Source organism: Spirosoma jeollabukense, from assembly GCF_054777855.1.
In genome coordinates, this window is record NZ_BAAHAD010000006.1 from 112,914 (window position 1) to 138,540 (window position 25,627).

Annotated in this window: 19 protein-coding genes; 12 read left to right on the top strand and 7 right to left on the bottom strand. The window is 48.3% G+C overall.

Annotation, left to right across the window (positions count from 1 at the left end):
- Positions 1 to 60: 60 nt before the first annotated feature.
- The 3 genes from ACYVEA_RS21765 (at position 61) to ACYVEA_RS21775 (ending at position 3,691) form a co-directional block, all read left to right on the top strand.
- Positions 61 to 1,359: a sensor histidine kinase gene (locus ACYVEA_RS21765; RefSeq protein WP_461115552.1), complete on the top strand. Its 1,299-nt coding sequence runs from the start codon at positions 61 to 63 to the stop codon at positions 1,357 to 1,359.
- 254 nt (positions 1,360 to 1,613) lie between these two features.
- The gene (locus ACYVEA_RS21770) at positions 1,614 to 2,861 is read left to right on the top strand and encodes a glycosyltransferase (RefSeq protein ID WP_461115553.1); all 1,248 of its coding nucleotides are present in this window, start codon (positions 1,614 to 1,616) and stop codon (positions 2,859 to 2,861) included.
- 98 nt (positions 2,862 to 2,959) lie between these two features.
- Positions 2,960 to 3,691 (top strand): DUF72 domain-containing protein, encoded by a 732-nt coding sequence (locus tag ACYVEA_RS21775; protein WP_461115554.1) that lies wholly within the window; start codon positions 2,960 to 2,962, stop codon positions 3,689 to 3,691.
- A gap of 12 nt (positions 3,692 to 3,703) precedes the next feature.
- On the opposite strand, the gene ACYVEA_RS21780 is transcribed toward ACYVEA_RS21775, so the two are convergent.
- The 3 genes from ACYVEA_RS21780 to glf form a co-directional block, all read right to left on the bottom strand.
- A complete protein-coding gene (locus ACYVEA_RS21780; RefSeq protein ID WP_461115555.1) occupies positions 3,704 to 4,417 on the bottom strand; it encodes a dsRNA-binding motif domain-containing protein in 714 nt (237 codons plus the stop codon).
- A gap of 26 nt (positions 4,418 to 4,443) precedes the next feature.
- Complete coding sequence (locus ACYVEA_RS21785; protein ID WP_461115556.1) at positions 4,444 to 5,103, bottom strand: DUF6766 family protein; 660 nt, start codon at positions 5,101 to 5,103, stop codon at positions 4,444 to 4,446.
- Between the two features lie 96 nt (positions 5,104 to 5,199).
- Positions 5,200 to 6,321 carry a UDP-galactopyranose mutase gene (glf, locus tag ACYVEA_RS21790; RefSeq protein WP_461115557.1) on the bottom strand — a complete coding sequence of 374 codons (1,122 nt, stop codon included), beginning with the start codon at positions 6,319 to 6,321 and terminating at the stop codon, positions 5,200 to 5,202.
- A 335-nt stretch (positions 6,322 to 6,656) separates the two neighbouring features.
- Here glf and ACYVEA_RS21795 point away from each other — a divergent pair, with 335 nt between their 5' ends.
- Positions 6,657 to 7,079, top strand: coding sequence for a response regulator (locus ACYVEA_RS21795; RefSeq protein ID WP_461115558.1), 423 nt, complete (start codon positions 6,657 to 6,659; stop codon positions 7,077 to 7,079).
- Positions 7,080 to 7,269: 190 nt separating this feature from the next.
- On the opposite strand, the gene ACYVEA_RS21800 is transcribed toward ACYVEA_RS21795, so the two are convergent.
- The gene (locus ACYVEA_RS21800) at positions 7,270 to 8,079 is read right to left on the bottom strand and encodes a ferritin-like domain-containing protein (protein ID WP_461115559.1); all 810 of its coding nucleotides are present in this window, start codon (positions 8,077 to 8,079) and stop codon (positions 7,270 to 7,272) included.
- Positions 8,080 to 8,091: 12 nt separating this feature from the next.
- Positions 8,092 to 8,853 carry a ferritin-like domain-containing protein gene (locus ACYVEA_RS21805; RefSeq protein WP_461115560.1) on the bottom strand — a complete coding sequence of 254 codons (762 nt, stop codon included), beginning with the start codon at positions 8,851 to 8,853 and terminating at the stop codon, positions 8,092 to 8,094.
- Between the two features lie 501 nt (positions 8,854 to 9,354).
- Between ACYVEA_RS21805 and ACYVEA_RS21810 the strand changes: the two genes are divergently transcribed.
- Complete coding sequence (locus ACYVEA_RS21810; protein ID WP_461115561.1) at positions 9,355 to 12,564, top strand: TonB-dependent receptor; 3,210 nt, start codon at positions 9,355 to 9,357, stop codon at positions 12,562 to 12,564.
- Between the two features lie 216 nt (positions 12,565 to 12,780).
- The gene (locus ACYVEA_RS21815) at positions 12,781 to 13,056 is read left to right on the top strand and encodes a hypothetical protein (RefSeq protein ID WP_461115562.1); all 276 of its coding nucleotides are present in this window, start codon (positions 12,781 to 12,783) and stop codon (positions 13,054 to 13,056) included.
- A 386-nt stretch (positions 13,057 to 13,442) separates the two neighbouring features.
- On the opposite strand, the gene ACYVEA_RS21820 is transcribed toward ACYVEA_RS21815, so the two are convergent.
- On the bottom strand, positions 13,443 to 13,691 hold the full coding sequence (locus ACYVEA_RS21820) for a hypothetical protein (protein ID WP_461115563.1): 249 nt from the start codon (positions 13,689 to 13,691) through the stop codon (positions 13,443 to 13,445).
- Between the two features lie 311 nt (positions 13,692 to 14,002).
- On the opposite strand from ACYVEA_RS21820, the gene ACYVEA_RS21825 reads away from it, so the two are divergent.
- From ACYVEA_RS21825 to ACYVEA_RS21845, 5 genes are all read left to right on the top strand, one after another.
- Positions 14,003 to 14,161 (top strand): hypothetical protein, encoded by a 159-nt coding sequence (locus ACYVEA_RS21825; RefSeq protein WP_461115564.1) that lies wholly within the window; start codon positions 14,003 to 14,005, stop codon positions 14,159 to 14,161.
- A 202-nt stretch (positions 14,162 to 14,363) separates the two neighbouring features.
- Positions 14,364 to 14,627 carry a hypothetical protein gene (locus ACYVEA_RS21830; protein ID WP_461115565.1) on the top strand — a complete coding sequence of 88 codons (264 nt, stop codon included), beginning with the start codon at positions 14,364 to 14,366 and terminating at the stop codon, positions 14,625 to 14,627.
- Between the two features lie 312 nt (positions 14,628 to 14,939).
- Complete coding sequence (locus tag ACYVEA_RS21835; protein WP_461115566.1) at positions 14,940 to 16,253, top strand: esterase-like activity of phytase family protein; 1,314 nt, start codon at positions 14,940 to 14,942, stop codon at positions 16,251 to 16,253.
- 358 nt (positions 16,254 to 16,611) lie between these two features.
- Positions 16,612 to 18,000, top strand: coding sequence for a glycoside hydrolase family 140 protein (locus tag ACYVEA_RS21840; protein WP_461115567.1), 1,389 nt, complete (start codon positions 16,612 to 16,614; stop codon positions 17,998 to 18,000).
- A gap of 128 nt (positions 18,001 to 18,128) precedes the next feature.
- Positions 18,129 to 19,412, top strand: a complete 1,284-nt coding sequence (locus ACYVEA_RS21845) for a Gfo/Idh/MocA family protein (RefSeq protein ID WP_461115568.1) — start codon at positions 18,129 to 18,131, stop codon at positions 19,410 to 19,412.
- A 73-nt stretch (positions 19,413 to 19,485) separates the two neighbouring features.
- On the opposite strand, the gene ACYVEA_RS21850 is transcribed toward ACYVEA_RS21845, so the two are convergent.
- Positions 19,486 to 22,341: a two-component regulator propeller domain-containing protein gene (locus ACYVEA_RS21850; protein ID WP_461115569.1), complete on the bottom strand. Its 2,856-nt coding sequence runs from the start codon at positions 22,339 to 22,341 to the stop codon at positions 19,486 to 19,488.
- Between the two features lie 220 nt (positions 22,342 to 22,561).
- Between ACYVEA_RS21850 and ACYVEA_RS21855 the strand changes: the two genes are divergently transcribed.
- Positions 22,562 to 25,627, top strand: coding sequence for a SusC/RagA family TonB-linked outer membrane protein (locus ACYVEA_RS21855; RefSeq protein WP_461115570.1), 3,066 nt, complete (start codon positions 22,562 to 22,564; stop codon positions 25,625 to 25,627).

Sequence of the window (25,627 nt, forward strand, 5' to 3'; positions counted from 1 at the left end):
TTTTAATAACGTGTATGATCAAGCCATCTTAACGATGAACCCGTCTTTTACTACACTCTTATGAAACCTATTTTCTCTGATCTGCCCCAGTCTTTGTCGGCTATCGTTTCCTACTTATTTGCGCAACGGGAAACAATTTTAAATAACTGGCGGACCACTTGCCAGGCCGACCCAACCCTGGATATAGGTTTGTCGCTTAGCCGGGAAGAATTCAATAATCTTCTACCGCTTATTTTAGATATTCTTGAAGCACGTTTGCTGGGAAAGGAACCGGGCATTGATCCTGCCATTACAGCCCAGGCGCACGGCCTACACCGTTGGCAAAAATCCTTTGATCTCCTAAACACAATGCGGGAGCTGTCCCATTTAACCCAAGTGCTGTATAATGAACTGGCGGTATTTCAAGGGCTTTTTCCTCAGACGGAGACTACGCTCTTGCTTCAGGTACATCAACAGGTTGCCCGGGTGATGCAGGAAACCATGGAAGGCAGCATTTCTAAATTTGATGAGTTACAACGGCTGGAAGCTGTTCAGCGGGCAACAATGCTGCAGCAAGCCCTTGCCCAAATGACCGAATTATCGCAGGATCGGGTGAATCTACTACGAACATCCACCCACGATTTGCAGGGTGGCCTGGGCATCATCAACGGAGCAGCTTATATGTTGAAACTGGAAGGATTGAGCGAAGAGCAACGGGAGCAATATTTAGGGATGCTCAGCCGAAATCTGGCCAGTGTGGAAGTTATGTTAACGGAATTAATGGACTTATCCCGAATTGAAGCAGGTGAAGAAAGGCTTCAGATCCAACCCGTTGATGTGGCTCTTTTACTGAACGAACTTGTAGAAAGTGGGCAGACACTGGCCCGTGAGCGCCGGTTAGTGCTTCGAGCCAATGGCCCCGCTTCGCTATCCGTTGAAACCGATCCGATCAAATTACAACGGATTGTGCAAAACCTACTCCTGAATGCGTTGAAGTATACCCCAGCCGGCTTTATATCCATTTCCTGGTCGTTAGAGAACGAAGCCCGTTGGCTAGTCAGTATTCAGGATTCGGGGCCAGGCTTACCGTCCAATTTAACGGGCGTCTTAGGCGATCAGCTCAGGCCTACCGTTGAAGCAACCAGCGTACTGGCCGCTGACGCGGGCGAACCGGTAGCTGTTTTACCAGAACATGTGCCGACTATTCCGGACAGCGCTGAACTGAAAGAGATTGCTCAACATACGCGGCAGGGCGAAGGGATAGGCCTGCAAATCGTCAAGCGGTTATGCGAATTGTTAAAGGCGAGTCTTGAAATAGAAAGCATTACCGGTCGCGGTACGTTGTTCCGAATCCGTTTCCCGCTTCATTACAACCACTAAGCAAATTTTAGAAGCCTGATGCCCAGTTGTTGGTGGAAACAAATTGTGCTGAATCGCGACCAAGTCAACGAACGCCGAGTTAACAGCAGGCACAAAGTTGGTCAGTAAACTTGAGACCTAGTAAGGGGGCCGTTTCCTCATTCGCCGGGGGTAAGTAACGATAAATTCGGGACTGCCTGGTTGAGCTTATACATACCTACCAATAAGGCCTGGCCTTAACCAGGCAGGACCAACAAAACTCAACGTTTTCGACTATGAGCGATATTTTAAACGGGATTTCGGCACTTCCTTTGCAAGCAAGCCGAACTCAATCTGTACTTACTAAAAAATCAACTCAACTAGTAAACAACGACCCATTTAAGAAAGTAGAGTCATTACGCCCTGAATTCGATCATATACTTTGTTTTGCCCATCTGCGCTGGAACTTTGTTTATCAGCGTCCACAGCATTTGCTGAGCCGGGCCGCTCGTCAGTGTAAAGTCTGGTACGTAGAAGAACCAATCTGGCAGGATACGCTTCGTCTGGAGATCCGGTCGGTATCCGAAAACCTGTGTGTTGTGGTGCCCCACCTGCCCCGGGACATCGACGAACAAACCGCCATTCGATTACAACGGCAGCTGGTCAACCAACTAATTGACCAACAGCAGATCACCAACTATATCACCTGGTACTATACGCCGATGGCCTTTCCGTTTACGGAGCACCTTCGCCCATCGTTGGTTCTGTATGATTGCATGGATGAATTATCAGCCTTTTTGGGGGCTTCACCCCAACTTATTGAACAGGAACAACGGCTGTTGAACCGAGCAGACGTTGTGTTTACCGGCGGGTACAGCCTGTATGAGGCAAAGCAGAAGCGTCATCCAAACGTTTATGCCTTTCCAAGTTGCATCGATTATGACCACTTTGCTCAAGCTCGCTTGTGCTCCTCTGACGCAGGTTATGATAATCCCGCCGATCAGGTAGCGATTCAGGGCCCCAAAATCGGCTACAGCGGGGTTGTTGATGAACGACTCAATTTGGCCTTACTGAATGAACTGGCGAAACAACGACCCGAATGGCAGTTTATCCTATTGGGACCGATTGTCAAAATAGACCCTGCTACGTTGCCTGAAAGCCCAAATCTGCATTTCCTGGGCATGAAAAATTACAAAGAATTGCCCGCTTATTTTAGCCATTGGGATGTAGCCATGATGCCATTTGCTATCAACGAGGCAACGCGGTTTATCAGTCCAACCAAAACACCGGAGTATCTAGCGGCTGGCTTGCCCGTTGTATCTACACCCATTCGAGATGTCGTGCGGACTTACGGTAGTTGGGATCGGGTCGTTATTGCCGATTCTGTATCAGCCTTCCAGCAGGGCATCGAGTCGGCGTTGCGAAAACCACTGGGCAGCGATAACGTAGCACTGGACCTGTTTTTACGGAAACAATCCTGGGATCTGACCTGGCGGCATATGGGACGTATTCTCAGCCAACAGGTTGTTCCTGTAACTGTATAACCATGAAGCTGGTTGTAATTTGGCCGTATCGTCAGTCAATCCCGGCGTTTGCTTCAATCAGGGCCATACGCACGAAGTATAGGGTAACGTAAGCCACGATGAAAAGCAACGTACAAATTGGCACCTGTGGCCTGGGTGGCTCGAAAGCTGCGTATGCAGCGCTATTTTCCTGCGTCGAAATCCAGCAAACCTTTTATCAACCGCCCCAGCTTGCTACCCTGGACCGTTGGCGACGTGAGATGCCGCCTGACTTCGAGTTCACGCTAAAAGCCTGGCAACTCATTACGCATCCGGCAAAAAGTCCGACCTATAACCGGCTGAAACGGACCCTTTCGGAACCTGAGCGGGCAGCAGCTGGCTATTTCAAACCGACTACCCTTGTTGACGAAGCCTGGCAATTCATGTTGGCGTGTGCTCAGGCGCTGGGCGCTAAAACGGTACTGTTTCAGTCCCCGGCCAGCTTTACCCAGACGCCTGAGCATATTCAAAATCTGGTTCAGTTCTTCTCCCGCATTGAGCGAAAGGGCTTAGCCTGTTGCTGGGAGCCTCGCGGCCCATGGGATAAATCTTTGATAAAGGCATTATGTGAGGATCTTCACCTGTGGCATGTGGTTGATCCGTTTACCACCGCGACCGTAACCCCGGAACACGTTTACTTCCGGCTTCACGGGCGGCAGGGGTGGCGTTATCAATATGAGCCAGCCGAATTAGCGGAGTTAACGGAGTTATTGCCAGTCAATAAACCTGCGTACGTTTTCTTTAACAACATACACATGCGTCAGGATGCGCTGGTCTTTAAGCAGTTACTGGCAGAAACGTACCCTATCTGAAACAGCAGGTATTTATTTGGGCGTATACGTTAGCTGAACAACTACCCCCTGGTTACCGTCCTGATTGGATCGACGCCAGCCAAGGGCCAATGGCAGGTGCTTGTGCAGATAGACTTCTACTCCCAGCACCAGTTGCCCATATTCATGTGTACCAGTGGCCCAATCGCCCAGCAGGTGTACTTTTTCGTACCATATGCCGGCGTCAATTCCCAAATGCATACCCACCGTCGAGCCCTCGGCCAGATACCGCTGATTGCCTGCGTATGCCCCAATGACGGCCTGGTAGTGCTCATCGTCAAAACTGCCACCCACGTTCGCATAGCCCCATCCCTCCCAGGAACTATGTCCTGTTGGAAACAAATTTATTCCGGTCTGACCACCCAGGCCCAGGTGCAGGGCATCTGTCAGTTCAAACGTCTTCTGCGCATTGATCAGCAGTAAAGGCGCATAGGGCATCTGAATGGTTGTATCATTGCGTAGCCAACTGTGCTGCTCACGCTGATAATCTACATTGTAGAGATTAAATCCAACTTCCCAGTTTCGGCCCAGTCCAAAATCAACGGTTGTTGATGAACGTAGTTGTTCACCATTGATATCGACTTGCTGTTGAGCCAGTATTTTATGTTTTGGGGTTATATCAGATGAGGGTACACTAAAAATGGTTTGCTGAGCCAGCGTCTGTAGGCTCCAGGTGACCAAACCAAGAAGTAGATACAGGTTTTTCACGTTGATAAGTGATGAATGAGCCTTGATTACTCCCCCGTCTCGGCATGCGAAGCATCAACCGGTTTAGATTCAGGTGAGCCTTTCTGGCGCAGGTAGATAGACAGTACTACAATGGAAAGAACCGACAGAAATTCACTTTGCCAGTTTTGTAGCGATTGAAACCAAAATTCACTGGTTCCCAGAAATTGCCAAAGGCTAAGCATCTCGCTTTCCCCTTTCAACGCCTGTTCAGTGTTATACTGCTTAACACCCCCAAGCGCGTGCAGCCAAAAGGAAAGTCCGAACAGTAAAAAATAAGCGATACTAAGCGAGTTCTGGTACAGTTTCAATACCCAGCCACCTCGACGAACGGGCCAGGGAGCACCCTTTCGGGCTGGCGAGGGTATACGATCGACTTCTTCGGGTTTATCCAGGCTTTTGGATTCAGAAGACCCTTTCTGATAAAGGGATACCGTGAGGAGTACGTACAGGCCCATTTGTAAAAACTCACTTTCCCAATTTTCAAAAACAGCTTCGATGCAATGACCACTGGTGAGGTAATCCCCCAACGTGAGGGGCGCCCGCCCGTAATCACTTAGCTCATTGTTAAATTCATGCCATCCAACAATGATCTGACCCGCTAAGGTTAGCAGCGTAATGAAGGTAAACAGGAGCGAGAGCCCGTTTTCACGCAGGAACTTCTTCATTCGATACGTAGGTATGCAATTACGAAAAGACTAAACCCTACTTGCCATTGATCAATGATAAGTAGGGTCAGCAACTTTTTCCGTCGTCTTGATAGATCAGCCCACAATCACATCCTGGAGCGAACCCGCTCCAACTAATTTTTTGTATAAGGTTAAGGCCTGGGCCACTACCTGATCCATATTATAGTATCGATACGTACCTAGCCGCCCCACGAAATGAACGCCAGACTGCTGGTCGGCTAACTGCTTGTACTGGCGATACAGTTCTGCATTTTCGGGACGTGGCACAGGATAATAAGGGTCTCCCTCATCCTGCGGATACTCGAAAGTCAGGCTGGTTTTAGGATGCTCCTGACCGGTTAACTTCTTATATTCTGTAATACGTGTATATGCATGATCATTCGGATAGTTTACAACCGATACGGGTTGATAATCCGTCACATCCATCGTCTGATGATCGAATCGTAAAGAACGATACGGAAGTTTGCCATAGCAGAAGTCGAAATACTCATCGACTGGACCAGTATAAATTAGTTCATCAAACGAAAGCTGGTCTTTTACCTGCTTGAAGTCGGTGCTGAGCAATTGATGGATGTTAGGATGAGCCACCATTTTTTCGAACATCTTCGTATAGCCGTGAAGTGGCATAAACTGAAATTCGTCCGTAAAATAACGGTCATCCTGGTTGGTGCGGGTCGGAATCCGTGAGGTAACCATTTTATCCAGTTCCGATGGGTCGACACCCCACTGTTTGCGGGTATAACCCCGGAAAAACTTTTCGTACAAATCGCGGCCTACCTGACTCACGACCACATCCTCAGACGTACGAATATCATCGACGGATTCCCCTACGGTCTTGAAATAGTCGGCCAGCTCCTCGGAAGTAAAATTATAGCCGTATAATTTATTAACGGTATCAAGATTGATGGGAATAGGCAGCAATTGCCCATCCACCGATGCCAGTACCCGATGTTCATAGGGCCGCCACTCGGTAAACTGCGACAGATAAGTAAATATATCGGGGGAGTTTGTATGGAAAATATGCGGGCCGTACTGATGGATTAAAATACCATCCTCATTGAGGCAATCATAGGCGTTACCGCCGATGTGAGGACGTTTGTCGATCAATAGAACTGTTTTTCCCGACTGAGTAGCCAAGCGTTCGGCTAATACACTTCCGGCAAAACCGGCTCCAACAATGGCATAATCGTAGTGCATAAATGGGTACTAGTGTGTAAATGTTTTTTTGTACTGAGTATAACTAATTAAACCGACGTGTAAGTCATATCCTAACCATAATGATGAGGGAACGGTCCTTTTCATCGCTAATCAGTCATGAGACATTATTCCGTATGTCTGTTCAACTTAATTAAACAATCAAAGGGGCCAGCCGGTTAATTTAAATCGGCTTTTTTCACCTGAAGCGATTAGTTTATTTCATCTGCCTACCCGAACTGGCGTTTCTTCTGCTTAGCTAAGTCATAACCACTGGTTATTGCTATTATTCATTCGTTGTGGTTTGACAATCCATTCATTTGACGTCTTTTACACCTATGAATAAAAATGGACCGGTTATCATCATCGAAGATGACCTCGACGACCAGTTATTATTAGAGTTGGTTTTCAAGAAACTAGGGTATCTAAACAAAGTTATTTATTTTCTGGATGGGCACCAAGCACTGGATTACTTAGATAATACGGCTGAAGTTCCGTTTCTGATTTTATCGGATATTAATATGCCGAAGTTGAATGGGTTTGCCCTACGGGATAAAATTCATATGGACGCCCGGCTAAAAGTGAAGTGCATCCCCTATCTCTTCTTTTCCACAGCAGTCAGTCAGCAGATGGTGATCGATGCCTACAGTTTATCCGTACAGGGCTTTTTTGTCAAGCAAGCCACAATGGATGAATTAGAAAAAACCATTGTTGTGATTATGGAATACTGGAAGCGGTGCGCGGCCCCAAATAATTTTTAGCGCAATCCTCATTCCGGTAAAACGGCTCATAAAAGTAACAGAAGCCTGATTGCGACAAAGATTTACCGTTAGAGTTAGTCTAAAAATATAAAAAAGGGAGTTCTGACTACTTAGCCAGAACTCCCTTTTTTATTAAGCTAACTACTTATGCACGACCTTCTACGTAATTCGCAGGTACGTAATAAGTTTTTTAGGCACTGACAACGAATGGCCCGGCAATCGCCAACACCTTTTCCTTGGTCAGAGGTTCATCAAACGATTCGCGAACGATTTTCTCTGTCGTCATTTCAGGGTTGCCTTCCCGCTGAACAATTTTTGGGGTTACCAGCGAGATTAAATCGACAGCATCATGCTGATACAGCAGGTTTTCCCCTTCATATACGGCCGCTGGCGCACCTCCCGTCTCCTGTTCTGAAGTCCATACCCGTAACCCACGGATCAGTCGGACATCAGCCGCATGGCGAGCTTCGACGGAATGGATCTTCAGGGCTGACAGCAAGACATCCCGATTTCCTTTCAGCCGGGGAGCCTGCCCCTTGTAAGCCCGTACGCCCAGGTCTTCGAAGGCTTGAGATAACGTCAGAAAGGTTGCATAATCAGATAGGGCACCGGGATATTTTCCACCCGCGGTGAAATCGAAAGCTGGTTTAGCGATGGCCTGGCCACCCAGCGCTGACTTGAGGAAGTCAACGTGCTGTTTCTCGTGTTCGCCTATTTTCATAAATACATTCCGATCACTACCCGGAATCAGACCGGGTTGATCAAGACCCCTTGCGTAGAACTCGGCTTCCAGATATTCGAGCAGGAGGGCAAAGTTAAGCACATCCACTACGTCGCCATCAGCCGCAAACGCTTTGTTAAGCGTGGTAGTCAGTAGGGCACTCGTACCAACAGCCGCAAAGGCCGTTGTTTTTAATAATTTCCGCCGTGAAAACTCCACCCGTTCGTAGGCTTCAGCGTCGCTTTTTTCTATGTCTGATAAAATGTTAAACAAGTTCATACGAAGGCTGAGTTAGTATTTGGGAAGATTAGCAACACTGATTTTTTGTTTGATATAAGGCTGGGCTTTCTTAACGACCTCCTCTGGCGTTAAAGCCCAATCGCGTCCCTGAGGGTCGATCAATTCATGACCCAGCGAGAAGTATGACTTTGGCTGAAGCATGTAGCGGGCCAGTGTAGCATGTCGGGCTTCAATAGAAACCAGTTTTCCAGCTATCTTCAGGAGTTCCAGATCTTCAATCAGCGGACCCGTTCCATTGAAAGCAGCGATACCTACGTCCTCAAATTGCTGAGCCGCATCAAATACGGAATTGCGGTCGGAAAAGCTGATTCCACTGAAATCGAAGTCCAGCATCGGAATGCCATTGCCGTCTAACACAGCCTTGAAAAATTCGCGGTGGACCAGTTCATGGTCATGTAGTTCGGCAATGACCTTACGATCCTGCTGGCTAATCCCGTTGGCCTTTTCGAGTGCGGTGGCATAAAAAGCCGTCTCTAGCTGATCCAGGGCGTAAGCCAGGTTCGAGATGCCGAGGTCACCTGAGCCTAAATCAATAGTCCCATCGGGCAGAATTGAGGCCCCCGCCCGCGCGCCGGCATGCCCGGTGTTCGGATTGACCAAATCATCGGTTGGCCGAGTACACGAGGCAAGAAAGGCGGCTGTTGAGGCCGACAATAAACCAAGCTGGCGCATAAACATTCGGCGTTCAACCGAGGGGATCGCTGGCATACTTGGGCCACTGTTTTTGGATTGTACTTCGTTGAGTTGTTTCATTTCAGAAACTGGTTTATTGGGTAGAAATTAATTGTTTTCGGGATATAACAAAGGACCTTTTTCTTTGGATTGAAATGTGAGAATATGGTCCGATATTTACAAAAAGCCAATAAGGGTTACCTTTTCTTTCGCTAAAAAACCCAGCGCTTTCAGACTAAAAAAGTCTTATCTACAAAACAGCCCGCGTCTAAGTAGATGCGGGCTGTTCACGAAATTATCTATAGCTCATAAATTATTCATGCTTATCAAACCGGAATCTGCCGTTGATTGAAGATTAGGATTTCTATTGTTAGGAAGTGGCCCGTTTGTAGGCAGTGAAACAGGGTGGCCGGTCATATATAAATTGGTATCGGTAGAAAGGGTTTGTCTGGTATAGGTAAATCTTTTCCTGTCCATCACTCAGTAGCGTAAAACAATGGTCACGATTTGGTAACATTAAATTAACATTAAACGACAGTAGATATGCTCTCTTTGCAGCGGTAAATTTTACATGCCTGCTGTATGAAAAAACATCTTCTTCAAACTATCTTATTGCTGCTTTTTGCCTGTCTGGTTATTGAAAAAACAAGCGCACAAACGACACAGGCCTCCATTTCGGGGGTTATTTCCGATAACAAAAAGTCGCCACTGCCGGGCGCAACCGTTCAGGTACGTAACGAATCAACGGGTTTTACAACCGGAACAGTGACCAATGTCCAGGGGGAATATCTGTTCAAAGAATTGCCGCTGGGCGGGCCATACACCGTCCGCGTTACATTTGTTGGCTACGGCGACCAAAAAAGAACGGGCTATACACTCAACCAGGGTGATGCCGTCCGGGTAAGCCTCAGCATGGAGGAGAGCGGTCAATCGCTCGAAGTGGTGCAGGTGGTGGCATCCGGGCTTAAAAATAAGACGGAATACCTGGGAGCGGCTACGACCATATCAGCGCGTTCCATTGCCGCATTACCAGTCAATGGCCGGAATTTCACTTCCCTGACTGACCTATCGCCGTTGAGCCGGGGCACTAACCTGTCCGGACAGCTTGGTTCATCAACGAATTTTACCATCGACGGTACAACCGCCAAGAATCCAACATCGGCGGGTGCAACGACCAGTCGTAGTGGAGCCCCTTACTCAATTTCCATTGAGGCCGTACGGGAATTTAAAGTGGTTACCAACCAGTATGATGTGATTTACGGACGTAGCGGTGGTGGTACCATCAGCGCCGTGACCAAATCAGGAACGAACAAATTGACGGGTAGTATTTTTAATTACACCCGCGCCAATTGGTTATCCAGTAAGTACGATATCCGGGGCAACGAACGCAAGGTTCCGTTTTCGACCAACCAGTTCGGCTTTTCACTGGGTGGCCCGATCATCAAAGACAAACTCCACTTTTTTGTCGTCTGGGATCACCAGCAGGATTCGCGTCCGTTGATTATTGCCGACGTTCAGACGCCCGCCGACGAAAGCCGGTTTCTGGTGACCAGAGCCACCCTCGACCGGTTTGTGAACATTGCCCAGACCAAATATGGTACGGCCAACACACCTCAGTACGGCACGTTCAGCAAAGTCCGCCCTACGGATGCTGGTTTTGCCCGTATTGACTGGCAGATAAACGAGAAAAACCTGCTGACCGTCCGCGACAACTACACCAACGACCGCAACAAACTGGGACTGGCCGATAATACCAACATCAATATCTACGAGTCGTACGGGAACGATTTCAACATCGACAACAGCCTGCTGGCTACGTTGCGTACCTCGCTCAATTCCAAGTTTACGAATGAATTAAAAGTCCAGCATTTATATACGTATCAGAAAAGCGCCCCCGGCGATCAGCTACCGGCAGCCAACATTCCCCGGAACATCGTTGAGAACGTAGCGTCAACCATCGACGGGGTCAGTCGGGCAACTAATATTCAGATGGGTGGTCATCGTTTTGCGCAGGAAGGGTTCACTAACAACGTAATCCAGTTGGTTGACAACCTGTACTACAACACCAACAAAGCGCAGTATACATTTGGTATCGACCTGATGTATACCCACGCCAAATCACTCTATGGCAGTGAAGTGAACGGCCGTTTCCACTACAGAGAGAGTACGGTTGGTACAACCAATTTTACGGCTCTGGATAACTTTGAGCGGCTGCAACCGTACCGGTATTTCCGGGAAGTGCCTCTGGTAGCCGATCCAACGGTTGTTGGTAATACGCTCAACGCCGGTTTATACGGCCAGATGAGTACGAAGCTGGCTCCAGGACTGGACATGACCGCCGGTTTGCGCTTCGATTATGCCGTGTATCCGAAAGCCGAATTCAATCAGGTAGTCTTTGATGACCTGAAACTGCGCACCGACAATCAGCTTAAATCTTTCGTGGCCCAGCCCCGGTTGCAGTTAACCTTGGATGTCAACGAAGAGCACAAAGACTTCATCCGTTTTGGAGCCGGTGTCTTTGCGTCTGACATCAACAACTACGTCATCATCAATAACCTGACCTTCGACGGAAAACATTACGGAACAGTAGACGTACGCGGGGCGGACGTACCCACGCCGGATTTTGCCGCTTACCGGACCAACTACGCCAGCATTCCTTCTCTGGCGGCCCTCCAGCTACCTACCATCAACATGACCGGGGCCGATGCACGGACGCCAGTAATCTATAAAGCTAACCTGTCTTATACGCACTATTTGTCTGATAAGCTGAAAGTTAGCCTGACCGGGTATGCATCATTGGCCCGCCACAACTACACGTATGTTGACCGAAATATTGTTGCCGAGCCACTTTTCCGGTTAGCCAATGAAGATAACCGGGGCGTGTATGTACCGCTGAACTCAATGCCTTCTACCGGCGTAGGTGACTGGCAATTAGGCCGGGTAAGTCAGCGGCTGGGCCGGGTGTTGGAGTTGGGTAGTCAGGGCAAAGTCAACCAGTTTGCGGTTGTGCTCGATGGAACGTATCAGTATTTCCGGGATGGTGAAATCTCGGCCAGCTACACCTGGAATGATGCTAAAGACAATACGTCCTTCAATGGTAACGTAGCCAACACAGCCACGCTGGTGCAATTGGTGAAAGATGATCCGCGCGACCTGAGCCGGATGTCATACTCCGACAACCAGTTCCGAAATAAGCTGGTTATTTATGGTACGTTGCCTTCCTTCTACGGCATTTCAGTAGGGTTCCGGTATTCGGGCATTGGCGGTACGCGGTATTCACTGCTGTCGGGCGCCAATAACAATGGCGACTTTGTGACAAACAATGATCTAGCCTACGTTTTCAACAGAAACAATCCCGAAACGGCCGCCAATATACGGACCGGTTTACAGACTTTACTGGATAGTCCGACAGCCAGTCAGAGCCTTAAAGATTACATCAGCGCGTCTTCAGGCAAGATTGCCGAACGAAACGGTGGTATCAATGGGTTCTACGGTGTTTTCGATCTTCGGGCCAACAAGCGGTTCCAGATAAACAGAAAACGGCAATATCTCGACATATCGGTGGATGCCTTTAACGTGGCTAACCTGCTAAACCGAAACAAAGGAACGAACCTATCATTGGGGAACCAGACATTGTATGCGCTGGGGATTCCGGCCTCGGGGGGCAATGCGGCTGTCCCCGCATTTAGCCAGGCAACCCAGCAATTTAATTACCGTGTAAATGCGACTGGAGTGGTTACACCGTCGGGCGATCCGTTCCAGATTCAGCTTGGCGCTCGCTTCGGATTCTAAGCAGTAAACCCGCTGGTTAATGTCTTCGCGAAGTAACGTAAGCCCGTCTGATTAGATGGGCTTACGTTTTTTTGTTTCTGGCGCAGGAGGGGCCGCCGACGCAGTTCGCCCCTTACTATAGATAAATCTCGAAAACGAATACGTTTGATAACGATTTCTTAACAGCCCGAAAGAAAGGAGACCATTACTTTTGCCACTGAACCAATTGTCGTTTTTATGCGCTTCATCGCTGTTTTTAATCAACTCCAAACCACAACCAGCTTCGGGTTTGACAACCTGTCTGATGCCGTTGATTTTCTGTGCTGGGGCCACGAAGATCAGGAATTGATCCCTCAGGGCGTCTATGATGCTCTAACCGATCAGGCAATGCCTTACCTGCATGCTGGCCGCCGGATAGGCGATTTTAGCACAGCCGCCATTCGCACTATTGCGACCAATTATTTAACGAGTATCCGTCAATGGCTTGGCTTTCCGGGACCTAGTGATGGGTAATGTTAGCCGCTCTTATCAGGTTTTGCAGGAACGATTGATACCTCCGAATTAAGGCTACAAGGAGAGGCATAACTGATAATAAGGTAGCTGACGTCTATTTTGGTAAAAATGGTTTGTTTGACTCGAATCTACCTAACTATATACGTATCGTATAGTAGCTGACGTTCGGCGGACAACTAACTGACGTAGCCGTTGTAAAGGATAAACGTAGCATTGTGTAAGCAATTCCTAAAGGTCTTTTCGTAGCCACGTTGGAGGGAAGAACGCTTCATCTTTACCATCGGGAAACTACCGACAGTAAAGACCTCACGTGAAAAGCCGACTGGCAACGTCCGGTGGCAATAAAGACTTGACTTTACTAGTCCCGAACGTTTACGAGCATATGATTACGCTGACACAGAAGCGTCTGTATCTCTGGCTGTCTTTTTCGATTTTTTAGGATCAAGAGCCGCTTTATGGCCTGGCTTGTGTTTCTTTTCTTCTTTGTTAATAAGTTTTACTAGTTTCTTCGCCAGCTTCTTCGCCGACTTCTCAATAGTTTTTTTGAACTTCTTCGACTGCTCGGTGGCTTCGCCTAGTTTAGCTTCAACAGCGGTTGTAATATCCTGAGCAAGTGCCTTTTTTTTAGCTTTCATTCTGAAGTTTTGTTAGTGATGGGCAACGAGAAAAAAATCTACAAAGAAATACGAAAGAAAAGGCACAAACAAAAGGGTAATGTTAAGTTTATGTTATCATTTCGGCAATTTCTGATGCATCCATTATCAAATCGTTGAGAAGTAAGCTTCCTAAAAATAGGTTCGTTTTTCAGAAACAAACAGAATTCAGTCGGCTTGCATCAGCGAATTTTCTCCCTGAGAAAGGCAATTAATTAACCTTACCATAATTATCACGTAACATACTAGTATGGGCTACTCGCTACCTTTACAGCACACCACTCATGGTATGTATGCGCTTCATCGCCGTTTTTTATCAACAACGTAGCATCTACGGCATGGGGTTCGAGTCAGTAATTGATGCCAACGATTTTCTGTTCCGGGGCTACGAAGATAATGACCTGGTTCCTTGTGGAATCTACGACATCGTGACGGATAAGGTGACGCATTAGGAGCCTATTGGTCAACTCATTGATAATGGCAATCTTGGAAACAATCGGTCAGTTTGCCATTAAATACATGAAGCAAATTTACCAACATGTGTCTTTGCATGAGCGGTGAACATATTGCGTCGTGACTAGTTAAGGGATAGCACGTCTAGTAGTAAGAGGTTAAATGATTGATTTATACACCAACCAATGAGTTTGAACGAGCATGGGACTTGTGATGAAAGTGACAGTTGAAAATATAGCCAGGTTATGGTTTGGGGCAGATACACCCATTCGGCAATATAAAATTGCGATGAATCCGCAACTTTGGGCAGCCTGCCAGCGGGTAAACCAGGTTTTCATTGCCCCATCGGGCGCGTTAAATCGGGAGCAATATCGGAAATCGGATAAGAGTGCGTTTGCCAGAGCGGTTCAGGAGGAATTACAGTCTAGAAAGCTTTCAGTTGAAGACATTTATGAATTGGCTTAATTAACTGCTCATGGCGGTTATCCCTTAGGCGCAGCTTTATATACTTTTTATAATAAGTACTTTATCGACAGTATTCCGACAGCACCCTACAGTTGTTTATCCAATTCGTTGGGTGTCATTAAAAACAAAAATGCCAACTTCTGAAGTTGGCATTTTTGTTTTTGACTCGATACATAAGTTGCTACGTGTCGTTGGTGATCAGACAACAGTTGAAACCTTAATATAGCCTTAATAAACAAGGGCAATAGATGACACACGGGTAATATGGGATGATTTAGCTTTATGGTGTCAATATAAACGTCCTCTTTTACCATGAATAGATCCGTTTTCCCGGCTCGTTTGACCATCCTTGGTGCCCTTGTCAGTGGATTAGTCGTTACAGCCTGCCAGGACCATCTTCTGCCGTCCATTCAGTATCCGGGCTTTGCCGAAGCGAGCGACCCGAAGGTATTAGCGACCTCCCCTAACGGTACAGTTATCTATAATGGTGGGTTTGGGTCGGCCATTGCAGCTGATCCCACTGACCCAAACGTGTTTTATTTACTAACTGATCGAGGACCGAATGCCGCTGGATCGGTGGCAAATTCGATCATTTTCGGAAAAGCTGACTTTACGCCCCAAGTCGGTAAATTCCGGGTAGTTGGAGACAAGCTGGTTCTGGAACAGACTATCTTACTTAAAAATGCCGCTGGACAGCCATTGACCGGCTTGCCTAATCCCATCGGGCAAGGCAACACAGGTGAAATTGCGCTTGATTTGCAGGGTCAGACGATTGCCCCAAACGCCGATGGGCTAGATTCGGAAGGTTTGGTCATAGCGCCCGATGGTACGTTCTGGATCAGCGATGAATATGGTCCTCATATTGCCCATTTCGATGCGACCGGCAAAACCATTGAACGTATCAATCCATTTGGCTCCGGTACCGGCGGACGTACATTGCCCAAAGTGCTGGCCCGCCGTCGCCCAAACCGGGGGATGGAAGGGTTAACGATGACGCCTGACGGAAAAACCCTGGTTGGGTTGATGCAATCACCGATGTACAATCCCTCTTCAGCAGCGACAACGGGCTCTACCGTACTCCGTGTGCTGACATTCGATATTGCGACTGGTGCCACGAAACAGTATGCCTACCTCATGGAAAATGCAAGCCTGACAGGATGTAGTGACGTAGCAGCCATTACAAACACAACCTTTTTAGCGCTGGAGCGTGATGGTGATTATGGCGGAAATACTACCAAACCAGCGACCTTCAAACGCATCTACAAATTTGATCTTGCCGGAGCAACCGATATTTCGGATGCCACGAATGGTGACGGTGGCAGGCTTTTCAATGGCCTAACCGTAGAACAACTTAAAGATAAAGCTGGCCTACAGGCTGCTGGCGTTGTTCCGGTTACCAAGACGCTGGTATTTGATCTATTAAAGGACATTTCGCCGGTCTATCCGCACGATAAAGCCGAAGGGGTTGCGTTGCTTGGAGCAAATCGCCTGGCCATTTCCAACGATGATGATTTTGGGGTAGTGGATAATGGACAAAATGGGTTCATGGCGAAGATTTTACCCGCTACGGGCAAGGTTGACCTGAACCGGATTTATTTCGTTACGTTGCCAACGCCCTTGAAATAAGGGAAAACAAGTTAGCATGGCTACTCTGGAGGCTGATAAAATCGACCACGTCAGAAAGCAGTGAATAGTTAGTCTATAGATACCGCTAACCGGGCGAGCTCTTAAAAGGCTCGCCCGATTTCTTTATATAATGATAAGTGCTTACTGCGTTAATTCGTGACGCTCTACGGCCTCGGGACCAGCAATGATTATCCTGGTAAGATTACTCGATAATTCGATTCTTTTTTAGTTGCAGTCAGTGCTGTAATTCTTGAATAACTTTATTGTTAATTTACCTGTCAAGATGCCCGTCAGTTCAGAAACTGACAGAGTAGGTTAAAAATAGTACGGCACGAAAATTCAGGTTACAGTGAAACTCATGAAAAAATTCCTCATGCTTACCGGCCTTTTGCTGATGCAGGTCGTGCTTTGGGCGCAGCAGCCGTTCACGAATGGTCGGTTAAAAGTATCAGATAACAAACGATACCTGGTTCATCAGAACGATACGCCGTTTTTCTGGATGGGTGATACCGCCTGGGAACTGTTTCACCGACTTAACCGCGAAGAAGCCGATCAATACCTCAAACGTCGGGCTGAACAGGGATTTACGGTCGTCCAGGCGGTGGCACTTGCTGAATTCGATGGTCTCAAAGAACCGAATCCGTATGGAGATACACCCCTCCTGAACAACGACCCCACTACACCTAACGAAGCCTATTTCAAGCATGTTGATTACATTATCGATAAGGCAGCCCAGTACGGTATTGTCATTGGTTTTCTACCGACCTGGGGCGATAAAGTCTTCAAAAGTACGTGGGGTCAAGGACCCGAAATCTTTACCGTTGCCAATGCGAAAGTATACGGACGCTACGTGGGCGATCGCTATAAAAACCGGGAGAACATCGTCTGGATTCTGGGGGGCGATCGCAATCCGCGCGATGGTTCGCAGGACGTAGCAATTTGGCGCGCGATGGCCGCCGGTATTCAGGAGGGGGTTGGAGGAGCCAGTAAGGCACTGATAACGTATCACCCGCAACCTAACGGTCTCGACGGGGGCGCATCGAAATGGTTTCAGGCCGATGACTGGTTTGCCTTCAACATGCACCAGAATGGCCATTGCCGTTTTACGCCCATGTACGACTATATCAGCGTGTCGTACAATCGTCAGCCGATCAAGCCTACGATGGACGCCGAACCGATTTATGAAGACCACCCGGTTTGTTTTAATGTCAAAGATCTGGGCACATCCAATGCCTACGACGTACGATTGTATGCTTACCTGGACCTGTTTGCGGGGGCTCACGGCCACACCTACGGCTGTCACGATATCTGGCAGATGTACAGTACGAAACGGCCATCGGTCAACGGTCCCCACATGTATTGGCAGGAAGCGATGGATTTACCTGGTGCCAATCAGATGACATATGTCAGGCGATTGATGACCGCTCGCCCGCAGCTTGAGCGTGTCCCCGACCAGTCTTTAATTGCTGAAAACAACCTGAGTGCGGCCGAACGGGTTCAGGCTAGTCGTGGCAAAGATTATGCCTTCGTTTATTCGGCTGTAGGCAAGCCATTTACGGTAAATCCGGGCAAAATCTCCGGCAAAACTATTACTGCTACGTGGTTCGATCCGCGAACGGGCAAAACTAAATCAGCGGGTATGTTCAACAACCAGAAACCGCAACAATTTACTCCTCCCTCGAAAGGCTACGGCCAGGATTGGGTGCTGGTGCTGGACGATGCCGCAAAGAATTACCCGGCTTTATAAACGTAATTGAACCGGCGGTCACAATCGAGGAAAAAGGACGCTCATGTACAGTAGATTTCTTCACCTTGCCGTCATTACCAGTGATGAATCAGTAAACGTAACGTAGTAACCTGAATCGCTTCTTCGCCATGACGCTTCAATCTAATCGCCGGAATTTTATAAAGCAAAGCAGTGCGGCTGCGCTTAGTCTGGCCATGTTCCCCAGCCTGAAACGCAAGGTTGCCCCCAGCGATCGCCTGCGCGTCGCCCATATTGGCCTGAATGGCATGGGAACGAACCACCTGAACTGGTTTGCGAAGTTACCCGATGTGGAAGTTGTTGGGTTGTGTGATCTGGACGAAACCCATCTGAGCAAAGCCTTAAACACATTACAGACGTTACAGCCCGACACCAAGGCTAAAACCTATGCCGATTTCCGGCATCTGCTCGACCGGAAGGATATTGACGCCATCACCTGCGCCACGCCCGACCACTGGCACGCGCAGGTAGCCATCATGGCCTTTCAGGCGGGGAAAGATGTGTATGGCGAGAAACCACTCTCCTACAGCGTTCGGGAAGGGCAGAAAATGCTCAAAGCGCTAAATCGCTACGACCGTATTTTCCAGTTAGGCACCCAAATTCACGCGGGCGACAACTATCACCGCGTCGTCGAGATTATCCAGTCTGGAGCGATCGGTAAGGTGCATACGGTTCGGCTCTGGAAAACGGGATTTCCACCTGTGCTTGGCCCAGCCAATTACCAGACGCCACCTGCTACGTTGAACTGGGATATGTGGCAGGGGCCAGCTCCGGCGTCACTTTACACGCCCGAACGCTGCCATTTCACCTATCGCTATTTTCTGGATTATTCGGGCGGGGTGTTTCAGGATTTCTGGTGCCACATTGCCGACGTAGTGTGGTGGTCTATTAACCCGACGGGCCTGAAACGTATAAGCGCAAAAGGAGAAGCACCCGGAGGCATTGGCGATGCCCCGAAATGGATCGACATCGATTACGAATTCGAGGGACTAAACCTACACTGGACTAGCACACCACCGAACGTACCGGGTGCCGAAAAACGGGGTATCGGTGCTTATTTTGAAGGCGACAAAGGCACACTTCTCTGCGATTATAACACCCGTGAGATCACAATCAATGGCGTGGTTATGAACGACATTGCCGAAATACCGATTACCCTCGAACGCTCGCCGGGTCATCAGCAGAATTTTGTAAACGCCGTAAAATCGCGTAAGCAACCAGAATCAAATCTGGCTTACGCCCGCCAGATGACTATGCCCATGCACCTCGGTTTAATTTCTTACCGACTGGGTAAGCCACTGGAATGGAATGCCCACAAAGAAAAATTCAGGCACAATTCCGACGCCAACGCCTTGTTATCAAGGGAATACCGAAAAGGCTGGGATTTGATATGAGTTACAGTATACGGTATACGGTGACTGACGCGAAATCAACTTAGGCGTCAGCCACCGTATACCGTATACCGATTCAATACTTTATCATAAACTCACTCAAATTAGTCTCTGCGTCGATAGCCAGTTTTTTACGAAGTCGGTAGCGCTTCAACTCCACGCTTCGATGAGTAATGTTCAGCAATTGAGCAATCTCTTTTGTTGACAGATTCATGCGCAGGTAAGCAGCTAGTTTAAGGTCGCCCTGGCTAAGATCAGGGTAGTTTTCGATGAGGTGTTTCAAAAACTGTTCGTGTACTTTATTAAAGTTGGCTTCAAACAGTTTCCAATCCTGCTCGCTCGAAATGTTGGTATCAATCAGAACATTAATTCGCTGAAAAGCATCGCCGGATATGCCATTTCCGGCACGGACTTTCACCCGGCTTAACTCGTCTTTTAGCTGCATCAACAGCTCATTTTTCTGAATGAGCGACATGGTTGAATTAGCCAGTTCCTCCGATTTTTGGATCAGGCCCTGCTCCAGTTGTTCTTTTTGCAGCAGGATAATTTCCCGCTGACTCTCCTCCTCCTGATGACGCAATTTTTCTTCCAGTTTTTCGCGTATCTGGTTTTGCTGGGAAGCCACCCGCCTGAGATGGTACCGGTACAGGAGATTACACACATACCCCAATAAAGCCACATACAGTAACCTGCTCCAGACAGTCCAATACCAGGGCGGACGTACGTCAAACGTTAGTAAACTTTCGGCCGGGCACAGGTTTGACCTTAGGTGAAACACATAGTGGCCGGGAGGCAGGTTATTAAACTCCTTCTGATGAATGGCCGCATACGGCGACCAGCTACGCATACTGTTTTCGAGCCAGTAACTATACTTAACTGGTCGAGTATAATAAGGCGTAGCAAATGTGATCACTAGGTTGTCCTGCCGATGCGAGAAAACGAGCCCCGGTGTCGCCCGCCAAAATGTGTAATTGACTACCGGATCATCAACAACGGTTACGGTCCGAATTAAGGGTTGACGTACGGATCCCCTTACAAGGTGAGAAAGCTCCATACGAGGCAACAGGGCGAAGCCATTTTCGCGGCAAAGTGCTACGTAGTTTGTATCGAGCGACACAATATTTTCGTATTCTTCCACCCATTGGGCTTTCACCGGAATATCATTCGATAGTCGTTTGTCTGATGCCGAGAAGGCCAGGGAACCATCCTGACGGAGCAGAAATAAAGACGTATCAGTCAACGGAAAAAGCTTCCGGACACCCGTTCCAAGCCACCCATACAGTGACTCCGCAGCGATAAACTGGTCGGCAGATGCTTTGTAGATGAGCACGCCCTTCGGCGACGTTACCAGAATGCGGTGCTGAATTTGGCAAAGGTCAGCCGTAGCCCCTCTGAAATCAGCGTCATTATATGTTTTGCTGGTTTCTATCCTCCGCAAATCGGCCGACAAACGGAGCCGTTGCAAGCCTTGGTTTGGAGCTTTATTAACCCAGATCGTACCGGCCTCGTCTTCCTCCAATTGGCGAACCGGGGCCGAAAAACCATCGACCGTATGCGAAAACACCCATTGACCACGAGCATCTTTCTGGTAAATACACAACTTGGTATATGTCCCCTGAATAAGTCGATCCGGGTGACTCTTTAAGCGACGTATTACCCAGCCGCCCGTAATGCTGCTTAGTAAATGGGCCTGGCTGCCCTCTATTCGAAAGGTACCTTTGTTATGTCCGCACAAGAGTTGATTATCAATAACTTCCAGATCCCAAACCTGGCCCTGTGTACCGGGAACCAGTTGAAACGGAATCTCATCCTCACGCAACGGTTTATAATAAACGCCCTGATTCGTCCCTAAGTACAGATTATCACCATAGCGGGCGATCGTGTATACGGTGCCTAATTCACCGTCTGTATCCGTAAAATAGCGAGCTGGCGAGTTAAGATTGAGCAGGTCAATTCCTTTATCCAGGCCAAGCCAGAGATTGCCGTCCATGTCCCGTAACATGGCCAGGACTGTATTATTCTGTAGCCCATTTTTCTGGTTGATACGATAGCGAATCTGTCCATCGGCGGCTGTAATTATCACGCCATCCAGTAGCGTACCGAAAGCGTATAGATCTGGACTAATTTGCAGTCCCCGGTTAAGTCGATTCTGCTGCATAAGGCTATTCAACTGCGTATTGAATGGGTAGAACCGTAGGCCATCATAGCGATAAATAGCCCGTTCTGTCCCGATCAGGCATTCGTCATGATCAGCGGGCAATATGGTATTTACGGTTTCATGGCTAAGGAATTCACTGCCTTTTACCAGCACGTATTGATCGTTCTGTAGCTCATAAAGTCCTTTGTCAATTACCTCCAGCATCAGGCGGTTATGAACCTGATGGACAAACAGAACCGTACCAGGCGGCTGTAGTAACTGCATTTTTCCATTCTGGAACCGATAAATGAAGGCGAAGGATTGAAACAGGACGCCCTGTGGCGTAATCAGGATATTCCAGACTTCTTCATTCAGGAACGTTTTTTCCTGAATCAGGGGAGTCAGCGAGTGATACGTTAGCTCGCCAGTCGACCCCGGAGCCCAATACCCAAACTCGCCCAGTGCACCCGTATAAATTTTACCCGCCTGATCGATAGCCACCGAACGTACTTTTTGCTTATGAGGCAACTCATATACCTTCCAGCTACTTCCATCAAATTCCAGTAATCCTTTGGAATTAGCGAAGTACATGAAACGGGTTTTGGGATGCTGGGCAACACTCCAGTTCTGGTTGTAGGCTCCGTATGTCTGGCGGGTATACTGAATCAGTTCAGGTCGGCAGAAACCGTAAGGCGATTGCGCTATACACAGCGGATTAGCCCCACCGAAAAGCAGTAAGACGATGATAACCCACCCACAGCGGCCCATTCCCTTCTGCGCTCTACTATTTTTCATAAAATCAGTCCCACAGAGGTATGATGTGCTAAAAAACATCAAATACAGCTTAGAATAGCCAGTATGATGTGGTATTGATGTACCTCGATTTTAGGAGCCAAGTTAGCACTAACCTACTTTTGTGCAAAAAAATAATAGAAAGTTACTGAAACAACAATGACAAGTGGCAAGACTATTTCTTGAAAAGCTAGTCTCAGTAAAGATTTTATCCCGATGACTTATGATCAACTTTTCACTCCGTCGGAAAACAAAGCGACTTTCGCAACTGCTGGCCGGACTACTGCTCATCTCGTTCTTTAGTCCGGCAATCGCTGGCCTGGCCCCAATTCGGGTAACCGGTAAGGTGACAGATGGCACTACTACAGGTATACCCGGCGTCACCGTGCAAGTAAAAGGTACCAACACAGGTACCGTAACCGACGCAACAGGTATCTACATTATTCAGGCTGATGAGAACGCAACATTAGTCTTCTCAAGCATTGGTTTCACGAAAGTGGAACTGGCAATAAGTGGCCGAACAACCGTTAATGTCACGTTACAGGAAGACACAAAATCGTTGACGGAAGTCGTTGTGGTAGGCTACGGTACGCAACGCAAGTCCGATGTAACAGGCGCAACTGTCACGATCAAAGGCGATGAGTTAGTAAAACAGCCCGTTCTGACAGCGACCCAGGCGTTACAGGGTAAGGCCGCTGGTGTACAGATTATCAGCAGTGGTCAGCCAGGTAGTTCGCCGGTGGTCCGAATTCGGGGGACAGGCAGTGCGCTGGGTGGTACGGCGGCCCTTTTTGTTGTAGACGGTGTGTTGACGGATGATATCTCGAACATCAATACGGCTGATATTGTCAATGTAGACGTATTGAAAGACGCGTCGGCAACGGCGATTTATGGATCTCGCGGGGCTAATGGGGTTATCATCATCACCACCAAGCGCGGTACGATTGGCAAAATGACCGTGAACTATTCGGGCAATGCGGGCTTCCGAATTCCCTCCTACATTGTGCCGATGGCCAATGCTACCGAATACGCCAACTACGTCAGTGCAGCCAGCGGAAATCCCGTCAGTGCGGGCGCTACATCGACCGACTGGTACAAGCAGATTCTCCGGAATGGATTCCAGCAAAATCATGGCTTGTCAATAAACGGAGGCACCGACAAATCGACGTACTACCTCAGCGCTGGTTATTATACAGATCAGGGTCTTGTCATCGACAACTTGTACAAACGCTTTTCGGTCCGGGCTAATAACGACTTTACGTTCAATAAGCACGTTAAAGCGGGAATATCTGCCTCCTATGCCAACGGCGATAATCAGATTGCCAACTTAGGTTCGGCCTACAACAATGCGTACCGGGCAGCGCCAATCATCGACTCAAAAGTGAACGGCAAGTATGGTAATACGTCTGCCTACCAGAACGTGGGCAATCCGTTGCTGGATATTGAGAAGAACAATAACAAAGTGCTGGACAACCGCTTGCTGGGATCGGCTTATCTCGAAATCAAACCGCTTGAATGGCTAACCTTCCGGAGTAATCTTGGGGGCGACTGGGTGAATCTGAACAGCCGGGAGTATAATTATCAATTCAATAACGATACCACTACGTTCATTAACGCGGGTGGAAATCAGCGCAATCCCAATAGTAATCTGAAATTTATCAACACGCGAACGTTTCACTGGACCTGGGATAATCTCATTACGTTCAACAAGAAGTTCGATAAACACAACTTAACCGTGCTGGTAGGGACAACCGCCGAAAAATACACGCTGACCAGCTTTACGGCCTATCGGAAAGATGTTCCGGCTGCACAGAATCTGTGGTATATCAATACCGGCAACGCCAATACATCGACCAACGATGGGTCTGGCGATCAGTATAATCGCAACTCCTACATAGGTCGTCTGAATTACAATTTCAACGATAAATACCTCTTCACGGCAACTATTCGGGCGGACGGTTCATCACGCTTTCCGGCGCAAAATCGCTGGGGGTATTTCCCCTCCCTGGGTGCAGGTTGGTTGATCACGAACGAGGATTTCATGGCCAATCAGCATGTTTTCGATATGCTGAAACTACGGGCCAGTTGGGGCAAGGTCGGCAACGACCGGATTCCAACCGATGCCTATACGGTAACGGTAGCGCCTAATTTACCCTATCCGTTTGGGGGTGGCGTGGCTACGCCCGGCAGCGCCATTACCCAGATCAAAGACCCTAACATCAAATGGGAAACGACCGAAGAAGCTGACTTAGGTGTTGAGTTCACCGCCTTGAACGGCAAGCTTTCGGGCGAACTTAACTACTACAACAAGAAATCCCGCGATCTGCTGATCAACGTAAAAGTGCCTTCCGTAACGGGCGATGCCGATGGTGTCGTACTGACCAATGCGGCTTCCATTCAGAATCAAGGCTTGGAATTTACGCTTAACTGGCGGGGAAAAATCACGAACAACCTGTCGTACCGAATTGGTGGCAACGCTACGTTGAACCAGAACAAGGTCATCGGACTCAACGGAGGACAACCCATTCTCGATGGGGGTATCGGGGGAAATCAACAATACACCACCCGAACCGATAACGGCCAGCCCGTTGGTAGTTTCTACGTACTACAGGTGCTCGGCGTTTTCCAGAATGATGCTGACGTAGCCAATTATAAGAATGCAACCGGGCAAATTATTCAACCCTCGGCGGCTCCTGGCGATTTCAAATATCAGGACACCAATGGTGATGGCAAAATTGACGATAACGATCGGGTTTTTGCTGGTTCTTACCAGCCTAAAGCCTATTTCGGTCTGAATCTGGGGCTGACCTACAAAAGCTTTGATCTTAGTGTCGATTTGTACGGCAACGTAGGAAACCAGATCTATAACGGCAAAAAAGCATTCCGCCAGAGTGTGCAGGATAACGTCGAAAAGTCGATGGCGTATAATCGCTGGACACCTTCCAACGGCTCACAAACGCAACCGAAAGCCAATGGCGGTAGCTTATTGGCTTCTACTTACTTTGTGGAATCGGGAAATTTTGCCCGCGTCAATAACATATCGCTGGGTTACCGTGTACCCGATTCGGCCGTCAAGAAAGTAGGGCTTAGTAACGTTCGGGTCTTCGTAACGGGTCAGAATTTATTCACCATCAAGAAATACAGCGGATTCACCGCCGAACTGCCGGGCTTCGTAACCACCAGCAGTGCGGGGATCGTATCGAATGGCAGCCCCACCACACAAGGAATTGAATTAAACGCGTATCCGACGCCCAGCACGCTGGCGGTTGGACTAAACGTGGGCTTCTAA